General features: G+C 42.3%; 15 protein-coding genes and 1 pseudogene. 13 read left to right on the top strand and 3 right to left on the bottom strand.

Annotated elements, in window-relative coordinates; translation table 11 throughout:
• The first annotated feature begins 706 nt into the window (after positions 1–706).
• The 4 genes from OCC_RS12585 to nucS all read left to right on the top strand — a co-directional run bounded on the left by OCC_RS12585 (position 707) and on the right by nucS (position 4,578).
• On the top strand, positions 707–883 hold the full coding sequence (locus OCC_RS12585) for a hypothetical protein (protein WP_020953679.1): 177 nt from the start codon (positions 707–709) through the stop codon (positions 881–883).
• Between the two features lie 61 nt (positions 884–944).
• Positions 945–1,091, top strand: coding sequence for a hypothetical protein (locus OCC_RS12240; RefSeq protein WP_004069945.1), 147 nt, complete (start codon positions 945–947; stop codon positions 1,089–1,091).
• A 172-nt stretch (positions 1,092–1,263) separates the two neighbouring features.
• Entirely contained in the window at positions 1,264–3,780 is a 2,517-nt protein-coding gene (radA, locus tag OCC_RS05255; RefSeq protein ID WP_004069944.1) for a DNA repair and recombination protein RadA, read from the top strand.
• Positions 3,781–3,825: 45 nt separating this feature from the next.
• Positions 3,826–4,578, top strand: a complete 753-nt coding sequence (gene nucS / locus OCC_RS05250) for an endonuclease NucS (protein ID WP_004069943.1) — start codon at positions 3,826–3,828, stop codon at positions 4,576–4,578.
• Here nucS and OCC_RS05245 read toward each other — a convergent pair.
• Positions 4,575–4,955, bottom strand: coding sequence for a DUF473 domain-containing protein (locus tag OCC_RS05245; RefSeq protein ID WP_004069942.1), 381 nt, complete (start codon positions 4,953–4,955; stop codon positions 4,575–4,577). The genes nucS and OCC_RS05245 overlap by 4 nt on opposite strands.
• Before the next feature lie 9 nt (positions 4,956–4,964).
• Entirely contained in the window at positions 4,965–5,687 is a 723-nt protein-coding gene (locus OCC_RS05240) for a proteasome assembly chaperone family protein (protein WP_004069941.1), read from the bottom strand.
• A gap of 152 nt (positions 5,688–5,839) precedes the next feature.
• Between OCC_RS05240 and OCC_RS05235 the strand changes: the two genes are divergently transcribed.
• Complete coding sequence (locus OCC_RS05235) at positions 5,840–6,784, top strand: SPASM domain-containing protein (protein WP_004069940.1); 945 nt, start codon at positions 5,840–5,842, stop codon at positions 6,782–6,784.
• Here the strand turns inward: OCC_RS05235 and OCC_RS05230 are convergent.
• A complete protein-coding gene (locus OCC_RS05230; RefSeq protein ID WP_148290411.1) occupies positions 6,765–7,679 on the bottom strand; it encodes an Lrp/AsnC family transcriptional regulator in 915 nt (304 codons plus the stop codon). The two genes, OCC_RS05235 and OCC_RS05230, sit on opposite strands and share 20 nt — an antisense overlap.
• A 106-nt stretch (positions 7,680–7,785) precedes the next feature.
• Between OCC_RS05230 and OCC_RS05225 the strand changes: the two are divergent.
• From OCC_RS05225 to OCC_RS05190, 8 genes and pseudogenes are all read left to right on the top strand, one after another.
• A pseudogene (locus OCC_RS05225) lies at positions 7,786–8,560 on the top strand (S-methyl-5'-thioadenosine phosphorylase).
• A gap of 48 nt (positions 8,561–8,608) precedes the next feature.
• A complete protein-coding gene (locus OCC_RS05220; RefSeq protein WP_004069937.1) occupies positions 8,609–9,883 on the top strand; it encodes an amidohydrolase family protein in 1,275 nt (424 codons plus the stop codon).
• A gap of 41 nt (positions 9,884–9,924) precedes the next feature.
• Entirely contained in the window at positions 9,925–10,491 is a 567-nt protein-coding gene (locus OCC_RS05215) for a [protein ADP-ribosylglutamate] hydrolase (protein ID WP_004069936.1), read from the top strand.
• A gap of 164 nt (positions 10,492–10,655) precedes the next feature.
• A complete protein-coding gene (locus tag OCC_RS05210) occupies positions 10,656–11,648 on the top strand; it encodes a DUF4855 domain-containing protein (protein ID WP_004069935.1) in 993 nt (330 codons plus the stop codon).
• Entirely contained in the window at positions 11,611–12,618 is a 1,008-nt protein-coding gene (locus OCC_RS05205) for a hypothetical protein (protein ID WP_225807189.1), read from the top strand. Before OCC_RS05210 ends, OCC_RS05205 begins: the two co-directional genes overlap by 38 nt.
• A gap of 13 nt (positions 12,619–12,631) precedes the next feature.
• Positions 12,632–13,189 (top strand): hypothetical protein, encoded by a 558-nt coding sequence (locus OCC_RS05200; protein WP_004069933.1) that lies wholly within the window; start codon positions 12,632–12,634, stop codon positions 13,187–13,189.
• A gap of 151 nt (positions 13,190–13,340) precedes the next feature.
• Positions 13,341–13,715: a hypothetical protein gene (locus OCC_RS05195; protein ID WP_148290410.1), complete on the top strand. Its 375-nt coding sequence runs from the start codon at positions 13,341–13,343 to the stop codon at positions 13,713–13,715.
• Entirely contained in the window at positions 13,712–14,299 is a 588-nt protein-coding gene (locus OCC_RS05190) for a hypothetical protein (RefSeq protein WP_143592328.1), read from the top strand. The genes OCC_RS05195 and OCC_RS05190 overlap by 4 nt, the downstream gene beginning before the upstream one ends.
• The last annotated feature ends 597 nt before the right edge of the window (positions 14,300–14,896 follow it).

The following is a 14,896-nucleotide window of genomic DNA, read 5'->3' as shown; positions in this document are numbered from 1 at the left end:
ACTTTGAAGTATTTAAACTCACTCTTCCAATGGAAGCAATGCCCATGAAGAATACAAAAGCCACATGGGAATTTTACAATTAACAAGCACTGAGCAACCCATTTCTTGTTTCCTATGGAGGATATAATGAACATAGATGTACTCCAAAATAAGAACAGTGATGGTCTTAGATGTGCATTGAATTCAACGAAAATGTTTACCAAAAAGTTAATTGTTAAACAGAGACTTAACCCCCCAGAGTTTCATTTCCTGTGGAAGCGGCGCAAAACACCAACCTTTTTGTTATTAAAGTTGGTGTAAACACTCCCACTATTTCTGTGTTTTTGGATATATATACCTATCTATGAACATTGTTCAAATATGACACGAATAAATGGTAAAGATAATAACTATCCTTCGTTTATCATTTAAGCATCGTGAACAAATCAATATTTGTAAACGTTAAATGCCTTTTTAAATGCTTTTTACATTTTCTTCATTCGCAAAATCCGTCCATTTCTCAAAACAAGGTTCCAGTGGAAATGAAACTCTGGGGGTTTGTTAGATGATTTTATGAACGCTTAGATAAGTATGGAAAAAGAGCTTTATTTCCACTGGAACTTTTAATCATTGACGTGTCAAATCAATCATCATTATCCAAAATTGTGGTGTTTTATTTCCACTGGAAAGTGAAGCTTTTTAAGGTTAGACCTTAACTTCTAATGCAATGATACCCGTTCCGTTAGTTAGAAGGCTTTTGAAGATAAGGATAAAGCTAAAAAGGAGCAAAATATTCGCTCTTGTATTAGCTGTGGTTTTGCTTGCGATAATCTTGCATTGCTTTACTTTTTTTCTTTTGAAAGCCTCGTCCTTCACGGCGGGGAGGAGGTCAGGTCATAGATGAGATAACAACAGCCCTCGGGAGATACGATATAACTTCTCTAAGACTCCCCGAGATGGATAGAATGGCTTTTGGAGAGGCATTCAAAATCCTATACTCCAAGGGTTTGTTCCTTCTTGGTTATGCAAAAGAAGAAATTCACCTCATGCCACCTCTTGATGAGCCGATTCCAGAAGGTGCAAAGCTGTTGGTTATCAAGTCTGCAAAGTAGAGTTTCATTTCCACTGGAAATCTCAAACTTAATGCCTTTATTTTTGCATTCTGGCTTTACTAATCAATGGTTTTTTAATTTTCAGCCTTTAAGTCCTTTTTTCGGGCATGGGAAAAATATATAAGCACTTTGAATCCACTACTATGTAGAATCATGCTTATGGGTGGTAACTATGGCGAGAAAAAAGAAAGTTGAGGATGAAATTAAAGAGCTTGAAGAGTTTGAAGAGCTTGACGATCTTGAAGAATTGTCAATTGAAGCAAATAAAGAAGCAACCAAAAAGAAGGAAATAAGAAGCTTGGAAGATCTCCCCGGAGTTGGACCTGCAACTGCTGAAAAGCTTAGGGAGGCAGGTTATGATAGTTTGGAAGCAATAGCTGTTGCATCTCCCTTGGAACTAAAGGAGCTTGCTGGAATAAGTGAAGGGGCTGCTCTAAAGATCATTCAAGCCGCGAGAGAAGCTGCCAATATCGGGACCTTTATGCGTGCCGACGAATATTTAAAAAAGAGAGCTGTTGTGGGCAAGATTACTACCGGAAGCAAGTCCTTGGATAAGCTTCTCGGCGGTGGAATTGAAACACAGGCTATTTCCGAGGTATTTGGAGAATTTGGAAGTGGAAAATGCTTTGCAAAGGACACTCCAATCTATTACGAAAATGACACAGTAGTGCATTTTGAGAGCATAGAGGAAATGTATACAAAGTATGCACTCAAAAATGGCGAAGTTCCATTTGACAATGGCTTCGCTGTTCCAGTGGATACTGTGGCCGTTTACGCCTTTGATCTTGACAGCGGAGAAGTAAAAAGGACAAAGGCAAGTTACATTTACCGGGAGAAGGTCTCAAACCTTGTGGAACTTAAGCTTTCAACTGGGATCAACATTAAAGTAACACTTCCTCACCCTGTGTTGGTATTTAGGGATGGGTTCCAGTGGATAAAGGCTGGAGAAATCAAAAGGGGAGATGTGCTTGTAGGGGTTAGGAAAGTACCAGCAAATTCTTTGACTATTGATGAGGATGATGCATACTTTTTGGGTCTATTTGTGGCTGAAGGTACAGCAAACCCCGTTTCGATAACAACAGGCTCTGAAGTTATCAAGGACTTTATCGTCGAGTACCTAAAAAGCAAAGACGGTTACACTCCAACGGTAGAAACGAGAAGGGGGCTTTATAGGATTCTTATAAGAAAGAGCACGGTAGATAGGGTACTTGGGAACTTAGCGAAGAGTGACGCAAGCACAAAAGAAGTTCCGGATGTAATTCTCAATGGAGATGAAACAACATTGATGGCATTTTTAGCCGGATATGTGGATGGTGACGGATACATATCTAGCAGTATTGTAGAGTTATCAACAAAAAGCAAAAAACTTGCAGATGGCTTAGTTTTCCTGTTAAAGCGTTTGGGAATAACCCCCACGGTTTCAGAGAAACTCATTGAAGGGAAGACGTACTACAGGCTTTATATAACTGGTGAAGACAGAAGCCTGCTTGAGGATGTGATTAAAAAGTCAAAAATTAAAGTTGGTGGATTTAATTCGGGAGGGATTGGGAGGTATCCACCACAGCTTGCACGGTACCTAGGAAAACTTTATTCACACTTCAAGTTGCCTAAACGAGAAGGTGAGACGGCATATCACCTGCTAACACGTTCAAAGGAAGTTTGGTTTACTGAAAAGACGTTAGAGAAAATAGAAGAGTACTTTAAAAAAGCCCTTGCAGAGCTTGAGCGTGCTGAAAAAGAACTTTGCAATACTGATAAACCAAAGCTACCATTTTCATGGACAGTCCTCAAAAAATATGGTTTTACAGAAGGTCAAATTAAAAATTACCGCTACCGGGGGATTCCTAAAGATACAGAATTAAGAGCTAAAGTTATATCCGCGCTAAAATCTGAAATTCAATACCTAAGAGAAATAGCAAGGCATGCACTTGAGGTGATATCCTTAGCTAGGAAGCTCTCATTCTACGAAGTTGAGAGCGTTAGCTTGGTGGAATACAATGACTACGTCTACGATCTTGTGGTTCCAGAGGTTCACAACTTTGTTGCACCAAACGGGCTGATACTCCATAATACCCAATTAGCCCATACATTGGCTGTTCTCGTCCAAAAGCCCCCAGAAGAGGGCGGCTTGAATGGGAGTGTGATTTGGATTGATACCGAGAATACATTTAGGCCAGAGAGGATAAAACAAATAGCAGAAAACAGGGGTATGGATCCAGAGGAAGTATTAAAGAACATTTACGTTGCTAGGGCATTTAACTCCAACCATCAAATGCTCCTTGTAGAAAAAGCGGAGGAAATCATCAAACAAAAGGCTGCAAGCGACAGACCGGTTAAACTTCTTGTCGTGGATTCTCTCACAGGACACTTTAGATCCGAATACGTGGGGAGGGGGACATTAGCAGAGAGGCAACAAAAGCTCGCTAAGCACTTAGCTGACCTCCATCGTTTGGCCAACCTTTACGATATAGCAGTATTCGTTACCAACCAAGTTCAAGCGAGACCTGATGCATTCTTTGGCGATCCAACAAGACCAATAGGTGGTCATATCTTGGCACACTCCGCCACTGTTAGGGTTTATTTAAGGAAAGGAAAGGCCGGAAAGAGGGTTGCAAGACTTATAGACTCTCCACATCTACCTGAAGGAGAAGCGGCGTTTAGGATCACTGAAAAAGGAATTGAGGATTAGCCCTTTAACTTTTTAAACTCTTTTTTAAATTTCCTTTGAGGATCCATGAAAGTAGAGGCAAAGCTGAACCCAACTTACGAAGAGATCGTGGATATTTTCAACCGGGCCCTTTCAAAAGAGGCTATAGTAAATATTTTTGCCCATTGTAGGGTTTTTTACGATGGAAGGGCCAAGAGTGAACTCGGCCCGGGTGATAGGGTTATATTAATAAAGCCTGATGGCTCCTTTTTAATTCACCAAAAGGAAAAGCGAGAGCCTGTCAATTGGCAACCCCCTGGGAGCTCTGTCGGGCTTGAAGTAAAAGAAGACAAGATATTCCTAAGGAGCATCCGGCGAAAGCCTCGGGAAATTCTTGAAGTGGAGCTCCTTAACGTTTACCTTATATCCTATTTTCAGGCGGAAGACTATGAGGAGTTAGCATTAACGGGTAGTGAAGCTGAAATGGCGGATCTAATCTTTGAGAACCCTTCGCTTATTGAAGACGGCTTTAAACCGTTATTTAAAGAGAAGCCCATAAAGCATGGAATCGTGGACGTTCTTGGAGTGGACAAAGAGGGAAACATTGTTATCCTTGAGCTCAAGCGCAGGAGGGCTGATTTACATGCTGTCAGCCAGTTAAAGAGATATGTCGAGGCTATGAGGGAAGAGCATGAAAAAGTGCGCGGCATTTTGGTTGCTCCCTCTCTAACTTCCGGTGCCAAAAAACTTTTGGAAAAAGAAGGGTTGGAGTTTAGAAAGCTGACCCCTCCAAAAAGAGGAAAATCCAAAAGGGGAAGGCAAAAAACTCTTTTTGACTAGCCCATTGCCATTTCCTGTGGAAGCATTTCTCTAACTTTTACTTTCATTGCGTTGTCTTCGCTTGAGACCTCAATTACCTTCCCCAGTCCCACAAGCCTTAGCTGTATTCTGCATACGGTAATTTCCCGCTCATCACTCTCTTCCCAGGGTATTCTCTGTTCCATCTCTTCTATCTTTAACACTTCTGCTATTATCCCCTCTGTTCCGCGAGTTATGTCTTGGGGGGTTTCATAGGTTAAGAATACCCTTTCTCCTGGCTTTAATTTTCGAGTGACAATAACGTTTCTTGCACTCCTCACCTCTACTGTTCTATAAGGGTTTCTTAAAAGTTGATCAAGGGTTCTCCGGGCTATCCCACCAAGTACAAGGAGTTCCATACTCTCACCTCACAGATAAACGCTTTCGTATTCTTTTTCAGCCCTTCTTCTAGCGGACTCCATTTGTTCGTGCATTTTTCTTAGCTGCTCCTCTATCATCTGCGCTTCCTTGAGTAAAGGCTCTGTTGAAATCTCTATTGGGGCGAGGTTTTTGAGTATCTCAATTACATTTGCTGCTGCCCTTGGATCAGGTCTATCGCCGAAGGTCTCTCCCAAAAGGGCATACGCTTTGAGTCTTTCTTTACTCGCTTCCCACAACAGCTTTCCGCTCATCCCCATTATGGAGCCGTATTTCAGTATCTTGACCCCCAATTTTTCCAAATCCTTGTTCTCCTCTTCACTCCCACCTACGCCCCAGACTTCCATTTGTTCTTTGAAAAAGCCAATCCCCATGCCGCCAAGTGAAATTACCTTCTCAGCATTGTTTTCTTTTAGGTAGCCAACGATTTCTTTTGCTATCTCGTTTACTAAGGTTGGAGGAATGTATATATCTGCAACGGCTATGATAATATTGTCCTTCCCATAGAATCTTAACGGCGGATTTGGTTTGCCTTCCAGAATTAGAGACATTGGTGGTAAAAACGGGCTCTCCACGTAGCCTATCATTTCCATGTTGAGTTCTTTTGCTATAAAATTAGCGGCTATATGTCCCACGAGCCCAATCCCGGGATATCCTTCAATAAAAATGGGCCTTTCAATTTTTGGAAGTATCAACTCAACTGGCTTTTGCATTCTCTCACCTCCATACCAATTTAGTAATTAAAAGTTATTAAATCTTTTGTCGCTGTTAGTGTACAGATTTGTGTTACTCTGCTTAGTGGTTAATAAAATATGAATAGAAAAAGTATATCAACCATAAACACAATCCCTTTACGGTGGTTGGGATGGATAGTAGCGATCATTGGAAGTTTAGTGTCAATAGATTAAAGATTGCAACTGTGGCAAAGCCGCCGTGGAGCTATAAATCCCATAATGGAAAACTGGAAAGGATTATTCTAAGCCTAGGCAGTGGAAAAGGAAAATTCTCGGAGATTTGTGGTATTCCCCGTTCTCTCGGCTGCATAGGGAACAACAGGTTCATCTTGAGAGACGAGAAAATAGGGATAGAAGAAATTGAAAGGGTGGTTAAAGAGTTTACAAGACTGGGCGGTCGGGAGATATACTTGGTGAACTATGACGAAGTTGAAGAGTTAATTGAAATTTCAAGGCATATCTCGGCAAGCTTTCCTGGAGATGTTTTTACCACGATTAGAATTGAAGACATCGATGCCCTTGATCCGGTGGAAGGCTTAAAGGTGATAGTGGAGATGGAATATTCGGAAGATGCTCTCTCGGAACTGGAACATCTAAAATGGGCTCATGGAGCACTGATAATGGCAAGGTATACGGAATACACTGAGCTTCTTCAGCAAAAAGTTGAGTTTCCTGGAGAAGTTTATGTGGATATCCTTTTTCCGGGCTCACTAAAAAACGTTGAGTTTAACCTGTTTGAGGTTAAGAAGCTCTTGCCTTCCTCTCCAAACAAGTACCACAGTTGCTTGGCTGGTACGATCGCTATAGCTGCAGATGGTTACATAACTCCCTGCCCCTTGCTGAGGAATTTCGTGGTTGGCAACATAAGAAAGGATAAACTCTGGTACCTGCCTAGAAGAAAAGTTCTAAATCAGTTTTGGACACTCACCAAAGATAATATAACTCTCTGTCGCTCGTGTCCATTTAAATACACGTGCCACGACTGCAGGGCGCTTGAATATCAAGCATCTGGAGATATCCATGGTATAGAATACTGTGAATTTTTGGGGATTAAAGTTAATCAAAATCCAGAATAGAGTGGTACCCTTTTCCGTCCTTTTTCACTGCTTTGGAAAACGAAAATCCCCTTATCCCGAAATCAAACATGTCAAAATAGTATATGCCAAACCTATCAACGTACTTACTGAATTCAAGAATTTTTTGGTATATGTCCTCTTCACTTGAGAAGTACCATTCTATGAGATAGCCCGCGGGCTTTATTACCCCGATCATTATCTCATGCTCTTTGAACTTATCTAAAAATTCTTTGCTGAGAGATCTTGCTATTCCACAGAACCCTCTGTTGTAGGCTTCTTCGTTGACCACGGTCATAAAGCCCCTTAGTATTCCTAACTCCTTGAGCCTGTTTATCATGTACCTTATTGTTGGTCTCTTTTTTCCTAGGGCTTCTTCTATTTCCTTCATCGGTGTTCTTGCATCTCTTTTTAAGATATCGAGCAAGAGGGCGTAGTCATAGCTAAACTCCCACTTCCCAAACTCCACTTTCCTTGGAGGATAAGCATGTGCCTCGTAGTATTCATAATTTGGGGAATACCTTGACAGCAGTTCGTCTATTTTGTCCCTCTGCTCTAGAGGAATGTACATTACTGTGGAAACCCCATTTATAAAACCAAAAAACGGAACTGCAACGGGAATGAAAGGGTTGCGGTACATTTTGGCGATTGTGGGTTTTATGTTCTCTCTTGGAACCGATAGAAATGCCACGTAGCTCATGAGGCCGAGTTTGGCTATGCTTATGGAGGCAGATACAGTGACGCTTTTGGATGGTCCGTAATATTTGTCAAAGAGCTTTTTGAGCTTTGCATAGATGATGTTTTCTTTTTTAGCTATGTTGTTAATGCTTTCGAGCGGGTATTTGTCCAGCAGGTTTATTAGAAACTCCAACTCTTCCCTGCTGATCAAATTGTACACCTTGCGTTAACTTTGCAATCAGAAAATATAACTTTTTCTCCTTTTGACACCCAAGCCACACTAAACTTAAATATTTTCAGCTTGAAAACTTTCACTGGTGATGCCAATGTCGAAGATAGGAATTATTGGCGGTTCCGGAGTTTATGGGGTATTTGAGCCAAGAGAAGCAATAAAGGTGCACACTCCCTATGGCAGACCATCAGCCCCAGTGGAAATAGGGGAGATTGAAGGAGTTGAGGTTGCTTTCATCCCAAGGCACGGGAAGAACCACGAGTTCCCTCCACACGAAGTTCCCTATAGGGCAAACATATGGGCACTTAAGGAGCTTGGCGTCGAGAGAATCATAGGAATTACTGCGGTTGGTTCTCTTAGAGAAGAGTACAAGCCGGGGGATATAGTTATCACGGATCAATTCATCGATTTCACAAAAAAAGAGGGACTACACCTTCTACAACGGCCCAAGGGTTGCTCATGTTTCAATGGCAGATCCCTTCTGTCCGGAGATGAGGAAAATCTTCTACGAAACTGCCAGAGAATTAAACATCCCGGTGCACGAAAAAGGGACTTATGTATGTATTGAGGGACCAAGGTTCTCCACAAGGGCAGAATCGATGATGTTCAGAAACTATGCCCACATAATTGGAATGACCCTTGTGCCGGAGGTAAATCTTGCTAGGGAGCTCGGAATGTGCTACGTCAACATTGCGGCAATTACCGACTACGACGTCTGGGCAGAGAAGCCAGTTGACGCTCAAGAAGTGCTCAAGGTCATGCACGAAAACAATGAGAAGATAAGGAAGCTCTTAAAAGTCGGTGTTCCAAGGATCCCCCAAGAAAGGAAGTGCGGCTGTGCTGATGTCCTCAAGACGATGTTCGTTTGAATCCAACAATTTTATTAATTCTCTCTTCTACATTTTGCAGGTGATTCCATGAGCATCCTCATAAAGAATGGCTACGTAATATACGGCGAGAACCTTGATGTTATCAGGGCTGATGTTTACATTGAAGGGAACAGAATTTCCAAAGTTGGGAAAAACCTCAATATCGGGGCGGATTATGTAATTGACGCTAGGGGAAAAGTCATTTCTCCGGGATTTATAAACGCTCACACACACTCCCCAATGGTTCTCCTGAGGGGTCTTGCTGATGACCTGCCCCTTATGGAATGGCTTCAGAGCTACGTCTGGCCAATGGAAAGAAAGCTCAAGCCGGAACATATTTACTGGGGTGCCCTCCTCGGGATTATTGAGATGATAAAGAGTGGAACAACAGCTTTTGTTGACATGTATTTCCACATGGAAGGGGTTGCAAAGGCCTCTGAGGAGGCTGGAATAAGAGCTTATCTGAGCTACGGCATGGTGGATCTTGGAGATGAAGAAAAGAGGAATGCTGAGATCAAAGAAACTCTCAAACTCTTGGAGTTTATCGAGAAGTTAGATTCTTCAAGGATAGAGTTCTTCTTTGGGCCCCACGCTCCTTACACCTGCTCTCCAGAGCTTTTGAAATGGGTCAGAGAAAAAGCCGATGAAAGTAAAAAGAGAATAACGATACACATAAACGAAACAAAAGATGAGGTAAAACAGATAAAGGAAAAATACGGTAAAACTCCAGTAGAGTTTTTGGACGAGTTGGGTTTCTTGAAAAGCGATGTCACAGCGGCCCATGGGGTGTGGCTGACCGATAGGGAGATTGAAATTCTCGCTAAGAAGGGAGTTACGATAGTTCACAATCCTGCAAGCAACATGAAGCTTGGCAGTGGGGTAATGCCCTTGGAGAAGCTCCTTAGAGCCGGAGTTAACATAGCACTGGGCACGGATGGAGCTGCAAGCAACAACAACTTGGACATGATAGAGGAGATGAAACTAGTTTCTCTCCTCCACAAGGTTCACAATTTAAACCCAACCCTTGCCGATGCAAGAACAGTTTTTAAGATGGCTACCCAAAACGGAGCGAAAGCCCTCAATTTGGACGCTGGAGCCATAAAGGAAGGGGCTCTTGCAGATATTGTCGTTATTGATTTTAATAAGCCTCACCTAAGGCCGATAACCAACATAATTTCCCATATAGTGTATTCCGCCAATGGGAACGATGTTGAGACAACTATAATAGATGGGGAAATAGTCATGCTCGACGGAGAAGTTTTGACCATTGATGAAGAAAAAGCTTTGGATAAGGTTCAGAAGATAGTCGATGAGCTTCGCTAACCTTTTATCTTTTTGGTGCATATTTTTATGCGGTGGGCATTATGGAGCTGAATTTTGGGTCTCTCACATTTAAAGTTGCCCAAGGAGATATAACCCGCTTTCCGGCTGAGGCAATTGTCAATGCTGCGAACAAATATCTCGAACACGGTGGTGGGGTTGCCTACGCAATAGCAAAAGTGGCTGCTGGGGATGTTAGAGAATACATAAGGATAAGCAAAGAAGCCATGAAAGAGCAGATTGGAAGAAACTGGATCGAGCATGGGGAAGTTGTTGTAACACCTGCAATGAAAATGGAGCAGTATGGCATAAAGTACGTCATCCACACCGTTGGGCCTTACTGTGGTGGTAAATGGGATGAGGATAAGAAGGAAAAGCTCAAGAAGGCTATTCTCGGGGCGCTGAGGAAGGCGGAAGAGTTGGGGGTCAAGAGCATAGCCTTCCCGGCTATAAGTGCTGGCATCTATGGCTGTCCCTTTGAAGAGGTTGTGAAGACTTTTGTCGAGATGGTAAAGGAGTTTTCGGAAGAAGCGAAAAGCGTTAAGGAAGTTTATCTGGTGCTGTACTCTAAGAAGGATTACGAGAGGGCTTTGAAGACTTTGACGGTTTAATGTCTCTTGCTGATAAATCTAATTCTGCCGAACTAACTACTTGACTTCTTTTCCAACTTGTTTTGATTATTTGTTTGATTTAATTTGTTGAATACTTTAAACAAACTTATAGTAATAGAAAAATTTTTATAACAAGTAGCATTATCTATCAGTGGTGATACCACATGGCAAACTTTGGATTATGGTGGGTCAAGTGGAATGGAGGTGAATACGAGTCAAGAATGATAAAAGGAAGAGATGAAAATTGGCAGGGTATCCCTGCAACCATTGATAACTTTAAAGAGTTGGGGTTCAATTATGCAGTAGTTCTTGACGGTGAAGGGAAGGGCACTCCACAACAAGGATATTCATATAATGATGGATATTATGATGGAAACAAGTTTGGAAGCTGGTTAAACAGACATTTCGAGGGTGCTATTGACTATTTTGCTTCTATCCCCATATTGAATAATACAAATATCTCCAGCAAGGGTGTTAGAGGAGTGTCCTACTGGAAAGGATGGATTGATGGAGTTTTAGATTCGACTGGAGGAAATTTAAAGGGATTTTACTGGAGCCTAGAGGATGCATGGCAAGTGAGCGATGGGACAGTGTATGAGGAAGACATTGAAGAAATATCAGCTTATGTGAGAAACTTAAACAAGAAGCTTATATGGATACCCTCAGCGTGTACATTGGTACTCGAGAAAACCAATATTTTCAGTCTTGCAGGCCTCTTCGACTATGTCTTTGTACAACCTAACTACTACCAACGAGGAGCTATTGCAAGGGGAGCTAATGATTACATCCCATATACTTATGAAGTTTTTAAAGAGTGGCTAACAAAACTTGAGAATCTAAAGAATGAGAACGATGCATTCAACATCTATATAGAAATGGAGGCCGATCAAAGTTTGCTCTTTTACTATATTGATCATACACACCTAGAAGAAAACTTTAGGATTTCCCTTCTTGAATACTGCGCCCCAACATTTAGTCCAGAATGTTTAAGCCAGTACACAACTGAAGCTAAAACCATAGCATACCACTACACTAAAGCACAGAAGGATGTCTTGGGAGGTTTATATCCGAACAGAGCATATTATCTCAGCATTGACCTGAATGTTATTAGTGAAATGAATGGATTTACTAGAAGATTGGGGGATAATTATGTATAACCATTTCAGAATCTCGTTTTTAGTCTTGCTGCTTGTTCTACCCTTAGTTTCCGGTGAGACCTGTGAACCTTACGAAACATATTCGATAACCTCAATCCTGCCAGGCAATGGGTATGCATTTATTATTGTGCACCATTCTGAATGGATATGCGAGAGGGTTGCGGGGGAGGAGACACTTAGGCGTAACATGCCCTATGGGGAATACGACCTCTACTATCTTTTCAATGGAAGCAACCTGCTCTTTTTGGGAAGAAGCAATCTCCTACTAGGCGAGCCTTCAATAATGGCTGAGATTAATGGGACTTTTTATATTCTGCAGCGCAGGGAGGAAATTATTCCCTACAAAAATATTACATTGATTATCAACGGTGAAGCCCGGAACTTTACGATTACCGCCCAGAAGACCGAGACGAGGGTTTACCGCTTTGAGGGATGTGCTGACTTGGCGTGGAACTGCACGAGAGTGGAGCTTCAGAACGGCACGGTGGTGTCCAACTGCACGGAAAGCCCCGTTTTGGACTACTTCTTCGCGGAGAATAGGAGGAGTCTGGAGGGTATCAGAGGAGAAATTCATGACGGCTTCGTAACTTTTCCGAACTCAAACTACAAAATTCCCGTTTTCGAGTTTGAAAGGCATTTCTCAGACTTTTTTGAGGGCAAGGAGCTTTCCAAAGCCCTCTCTGCCCTATATGCACTGCCCGTTGATGGAGGGATTCTCATCTACTATCCTGGCGAGATTAGGGCTGAGAAAGGCAGTTTCCTTTCGGAGTTGCCACTTGTATTCTTCTATGATGGAGAGAATCTAAGACATCTTGACATGAGCACGGATATGCAAGAACTTCCGGAGTGTAATCCCAGCCAAGCTCAAACAGAAAAAAATAAGAAGGAGATATGTGGTATCGGCACTTTGCTTCTCTTAATGATCATGCCGTTGGTTCTAAAAAAGTTGCACCAAGTAAAGGACAACTAAAGGGGTAGTGAGAATGAAAGCATTTCTCTCAATTTTTTTAATTTCTTTGGTGGTTTTTTCGTCTCTATGCATAAACCGGGCTTCGACAGGCCATTCCTCTCATCCGGAACCGGCTCAGGAAGTCACGGCGTTTCTCACTGAGGCTAAGAAAAACATTAAAGAATGCAACACAACTTTAAAGAAGCCTTTAGCCCCTTGGAGCGAGCCAGAGTATTTGAACATGACCGTCCTAAATGGAACAACCCTCAAGCTGGGCGGCAAGATATACAGATACACTGTTCTGGGCATCTGGAACGTTAGTTTTTCTGGAGAGGCGAACAGTGGGGAGTACAAAATTATCTGGGAGCAACTAAAGAACCTCACAACAACCGGGGGACATGAAATTGACTTCAAAATTTACAAAGGGAGTGCAATGATAAGTTCTTTCACCTACTGGTATGTCCCATTCCAGCTGGATTCGTTCTGTGTCGTGGTTAGTTCCAAATCCATAAAACTCCCAAACGGAGATACGTTAACCTTTATCTTCATGCATGTCGAAAAAGGAGATTTGTGGCTTGCTTTACTTGGGTGACGCTTAAAAAATCCTGCAGTGTTTGCTGAGTATCGAGTAGATTTTGAATTTTAACCTGACGACCTGATTAGCTGGAGCTAAAATCCCTTTATTTTCTATCTTGGATTTTTCAATTCACACTACTGAAAATAGAAAACTATATATACGACTAATGCCTAATGGTGATATCCTTGAAGCGGGTGGACTCTTGGCTGGAGTGTTGGTTTTGATTTTTGTTTTTTCAGAGCTTGTTAGCGCTCGACCTCAGGCCGACGTGGACAGCTGGACGGCCATTGGTCTTTTTGTCAAGGGTCAGATTGATATAGCACATACCAAGGGGACTATCAACGATCCGCATTTTGTGGAGGAACTCACCGACCTCGTTTTGAAGAAGTTTGACAGGCAACTTGATGCCGAGATTGCTCGGTATGCCAAGAATCTCACACCTGAGCAGAAAGAGAGCCTCAAGCGTCTCCTCGTCAGTGATTACGTCTCCATCTCTATCAGAAGAGTTTTTATCCTAAGAACGCGAAGACCTTTGTGGTGAAGCCAATTAAGGTTGCCACAGTCAATTTCGATGGCAAAATCTATGACTATTACTACGCTCCAATGAGCTCCTCGATTCCCTATCCAATCCACTGGTGGGTGCAGGTGCGTGTGGATATAGATGGGGGTAAAGGACGTGATTCGCTAGGACAGTGTTATGATGTGGATGGACATAATGGGATATCCGAAATAGTTGTCATGTATACCTCTACAAAAGTGACCTATGAGATCCACTTTTATGATGAAGATCATCCTGATCCAGCAATTGATGCATCTTATGACTGGACACGGTGTCATATTTTATATCATGGGAGAGATGATACTTATGGGTGTGAGGACATAGAGAGCATTACTGTTGAGGGAGGCACTATAAAGTTTGCCGGCACATGGAGCAATATATGTGCTAACGGAGTATGTGTGGAACAAACTTATGCAATGCAAATGTGGCCGCAACACGAAACTGGAGAACGTCCCTACAGTAGCTCTGTAGAGATTTATGTCAGCAACGTATGGGATCACCTGATGGACACTGTAGATTCAAACCCGGACATGGATAAAAACTGGGGGTACACTTCGTGGACCTAAGGCAGACCGCTTTGCCGTTTCTTCTATTTTCCATGGTTTTTGTTGCCTTCATTGCATCAGTTGGAATCTTGCCAGATGCATCCTGCATTCTCATAGCCACCCGATTTTTTAATCTCCCGTGCGTTCTGATAGTTTTCGCGTTGTGGGGCTTGACCATATTGGCGTTCATTGAATTTCTTAACCACAACTGGCGCAAATTCTACATTGTCTCCTGCATGTTTTTTGGAATTGCACTCGTTCTTTCATGGGGTTGGGTGCTTTGGAGCCGTGTGATTGTGATGGTGAGTTTTTTGGCCGCTATTTTTGGAATTTGGGATACACATTGGAGAACCAAAGATAAGAGGTGAGGTAGCTATGCTATACGATTCAAACCCCTCTGTGGGGGAATGTATGGAGGTATTTCCCATGGGGCTGAGAACCCCTTAAAGATTCTTTTATCTTTACTTCTCCTTTTTCATGTTGTGGTTATCTGGATGATTTTTCCTCTCCTTATGTATCTTTCCCTCCGGCAGACAATGTTATTCTTGGTTTCTGCGGTGCTCCCCTTTTACAGCGTCTATGAACTTTTTTTGGAACTTTTTTTGAATGAGAATAGGG

Source organism: Thermococcus litoralis DSM 5473 (assembly GCF_000246985.2).
Classification (GTDB): domain Archaea; phylum Methanobacteriota_B; class Thermococci; order Thermococcales; family Thermococcaceae; genus Thermococcus_A; species Thermococcus_A litoralis.
The sequence above is the reverse complement of the archived record's forward strand: the minus strand, read 5'-3'. Positions and strand labels throughout refer to the sequence as shown.

Excerpts from the sequence above, each read along its gene's own strand:
- OCC_RS12585 (WP_020953679.1), top strand. The coding sequence starts at position 707 with ATGATACCCGTTCCGTTAGTTAGAAGGCTTTTGAAGATAAGGATAAAG.
- OCC_RS12240 (WP_004069945.1), top strand. The coding sequence starts at position 945 with ATGGCTTTTGGAGAGGCATTCAAAATCCTATACTCCAAGGGTTTGTTC.
- radA (WP_004069944.1), top strand. The coding sequence starts at position 1,264 with ATGGCGAGAAAAAAGAAAGTTGAGGATGAAATTAAAGAGCTTGAAGAG.
- nucS (WP_004069943.1), top strand. The coding sequence starts at position 3,826 with ATGAAAGTAGAGGCAAAGCTGAACCCAACTTACGAAGAGATCGTGGAT.
- OCC_RS05245 (WP_004069942.1), bottom strand. The coding sequence starts at position 4,955 with ATGGAACTCCTTGTACTTGGTGGGATAGCCCGGAGAACCCTTGATCAA.
- OCC_RS05240 (WP_004069941.1), bottom strand. The coding sequence starts at position 5,687 with ATGCAAAAGCCAGTTGAGTTGATACTTCCAAAAATTGAAAGGCCCATT.
- OCC_RS05235 (WP_004069940.1), top strand. The coding sequence starts at position 5,840 with ATGGATAGTAGCGATCATTGGAAGTTTAGTGTCAATAGATTAAAGATT.
- OCC_RS05220 (WP_004069937.1), top strand. The coding sequence starts at position 8,609 with ATGAGCATCCTCATAAAGAATGGCTACGTAATATACGGCGAGAACCTT.
- OCC_RS05215 (WP_004069936.1), top strand. The coding sequence starts at position 9,925 with ATGGAGCTGAATTTTGGGTCTCTCACATTTAAAGTTGCCCAAGGAGAT.
- OCC_RS05210 (WP_004069935.1), top strand. The coding sequence starts at position 10,656 with ATGGCAAACTTTGGATTATGGTGGGTCAAGTGGAATGGAGGTGAATAC.
- OCC_RS05205 (WP_225807189.1), top strand. The coding sequence starts at position 11,611 with ATGGATTTACTAGAAGATTGGGGGATAATTATGTATAACCATTTCAGA.
- OCC_RS05200 (WP_004069933.1), top strand. The coding sequence starts at position 12,632 with ATGAAAGCATTTCTCTCAATTTTTTTAATTTCTTTGGTGGTTTTTTCG.
- OCC_RS05195 (WP_148290410.1), top strand. The coding sequence starts at position 13,341 with ATGCCTAATGGTGATATCCTTGAAGCGGGTGGACTCTTGGCTGGAGTG.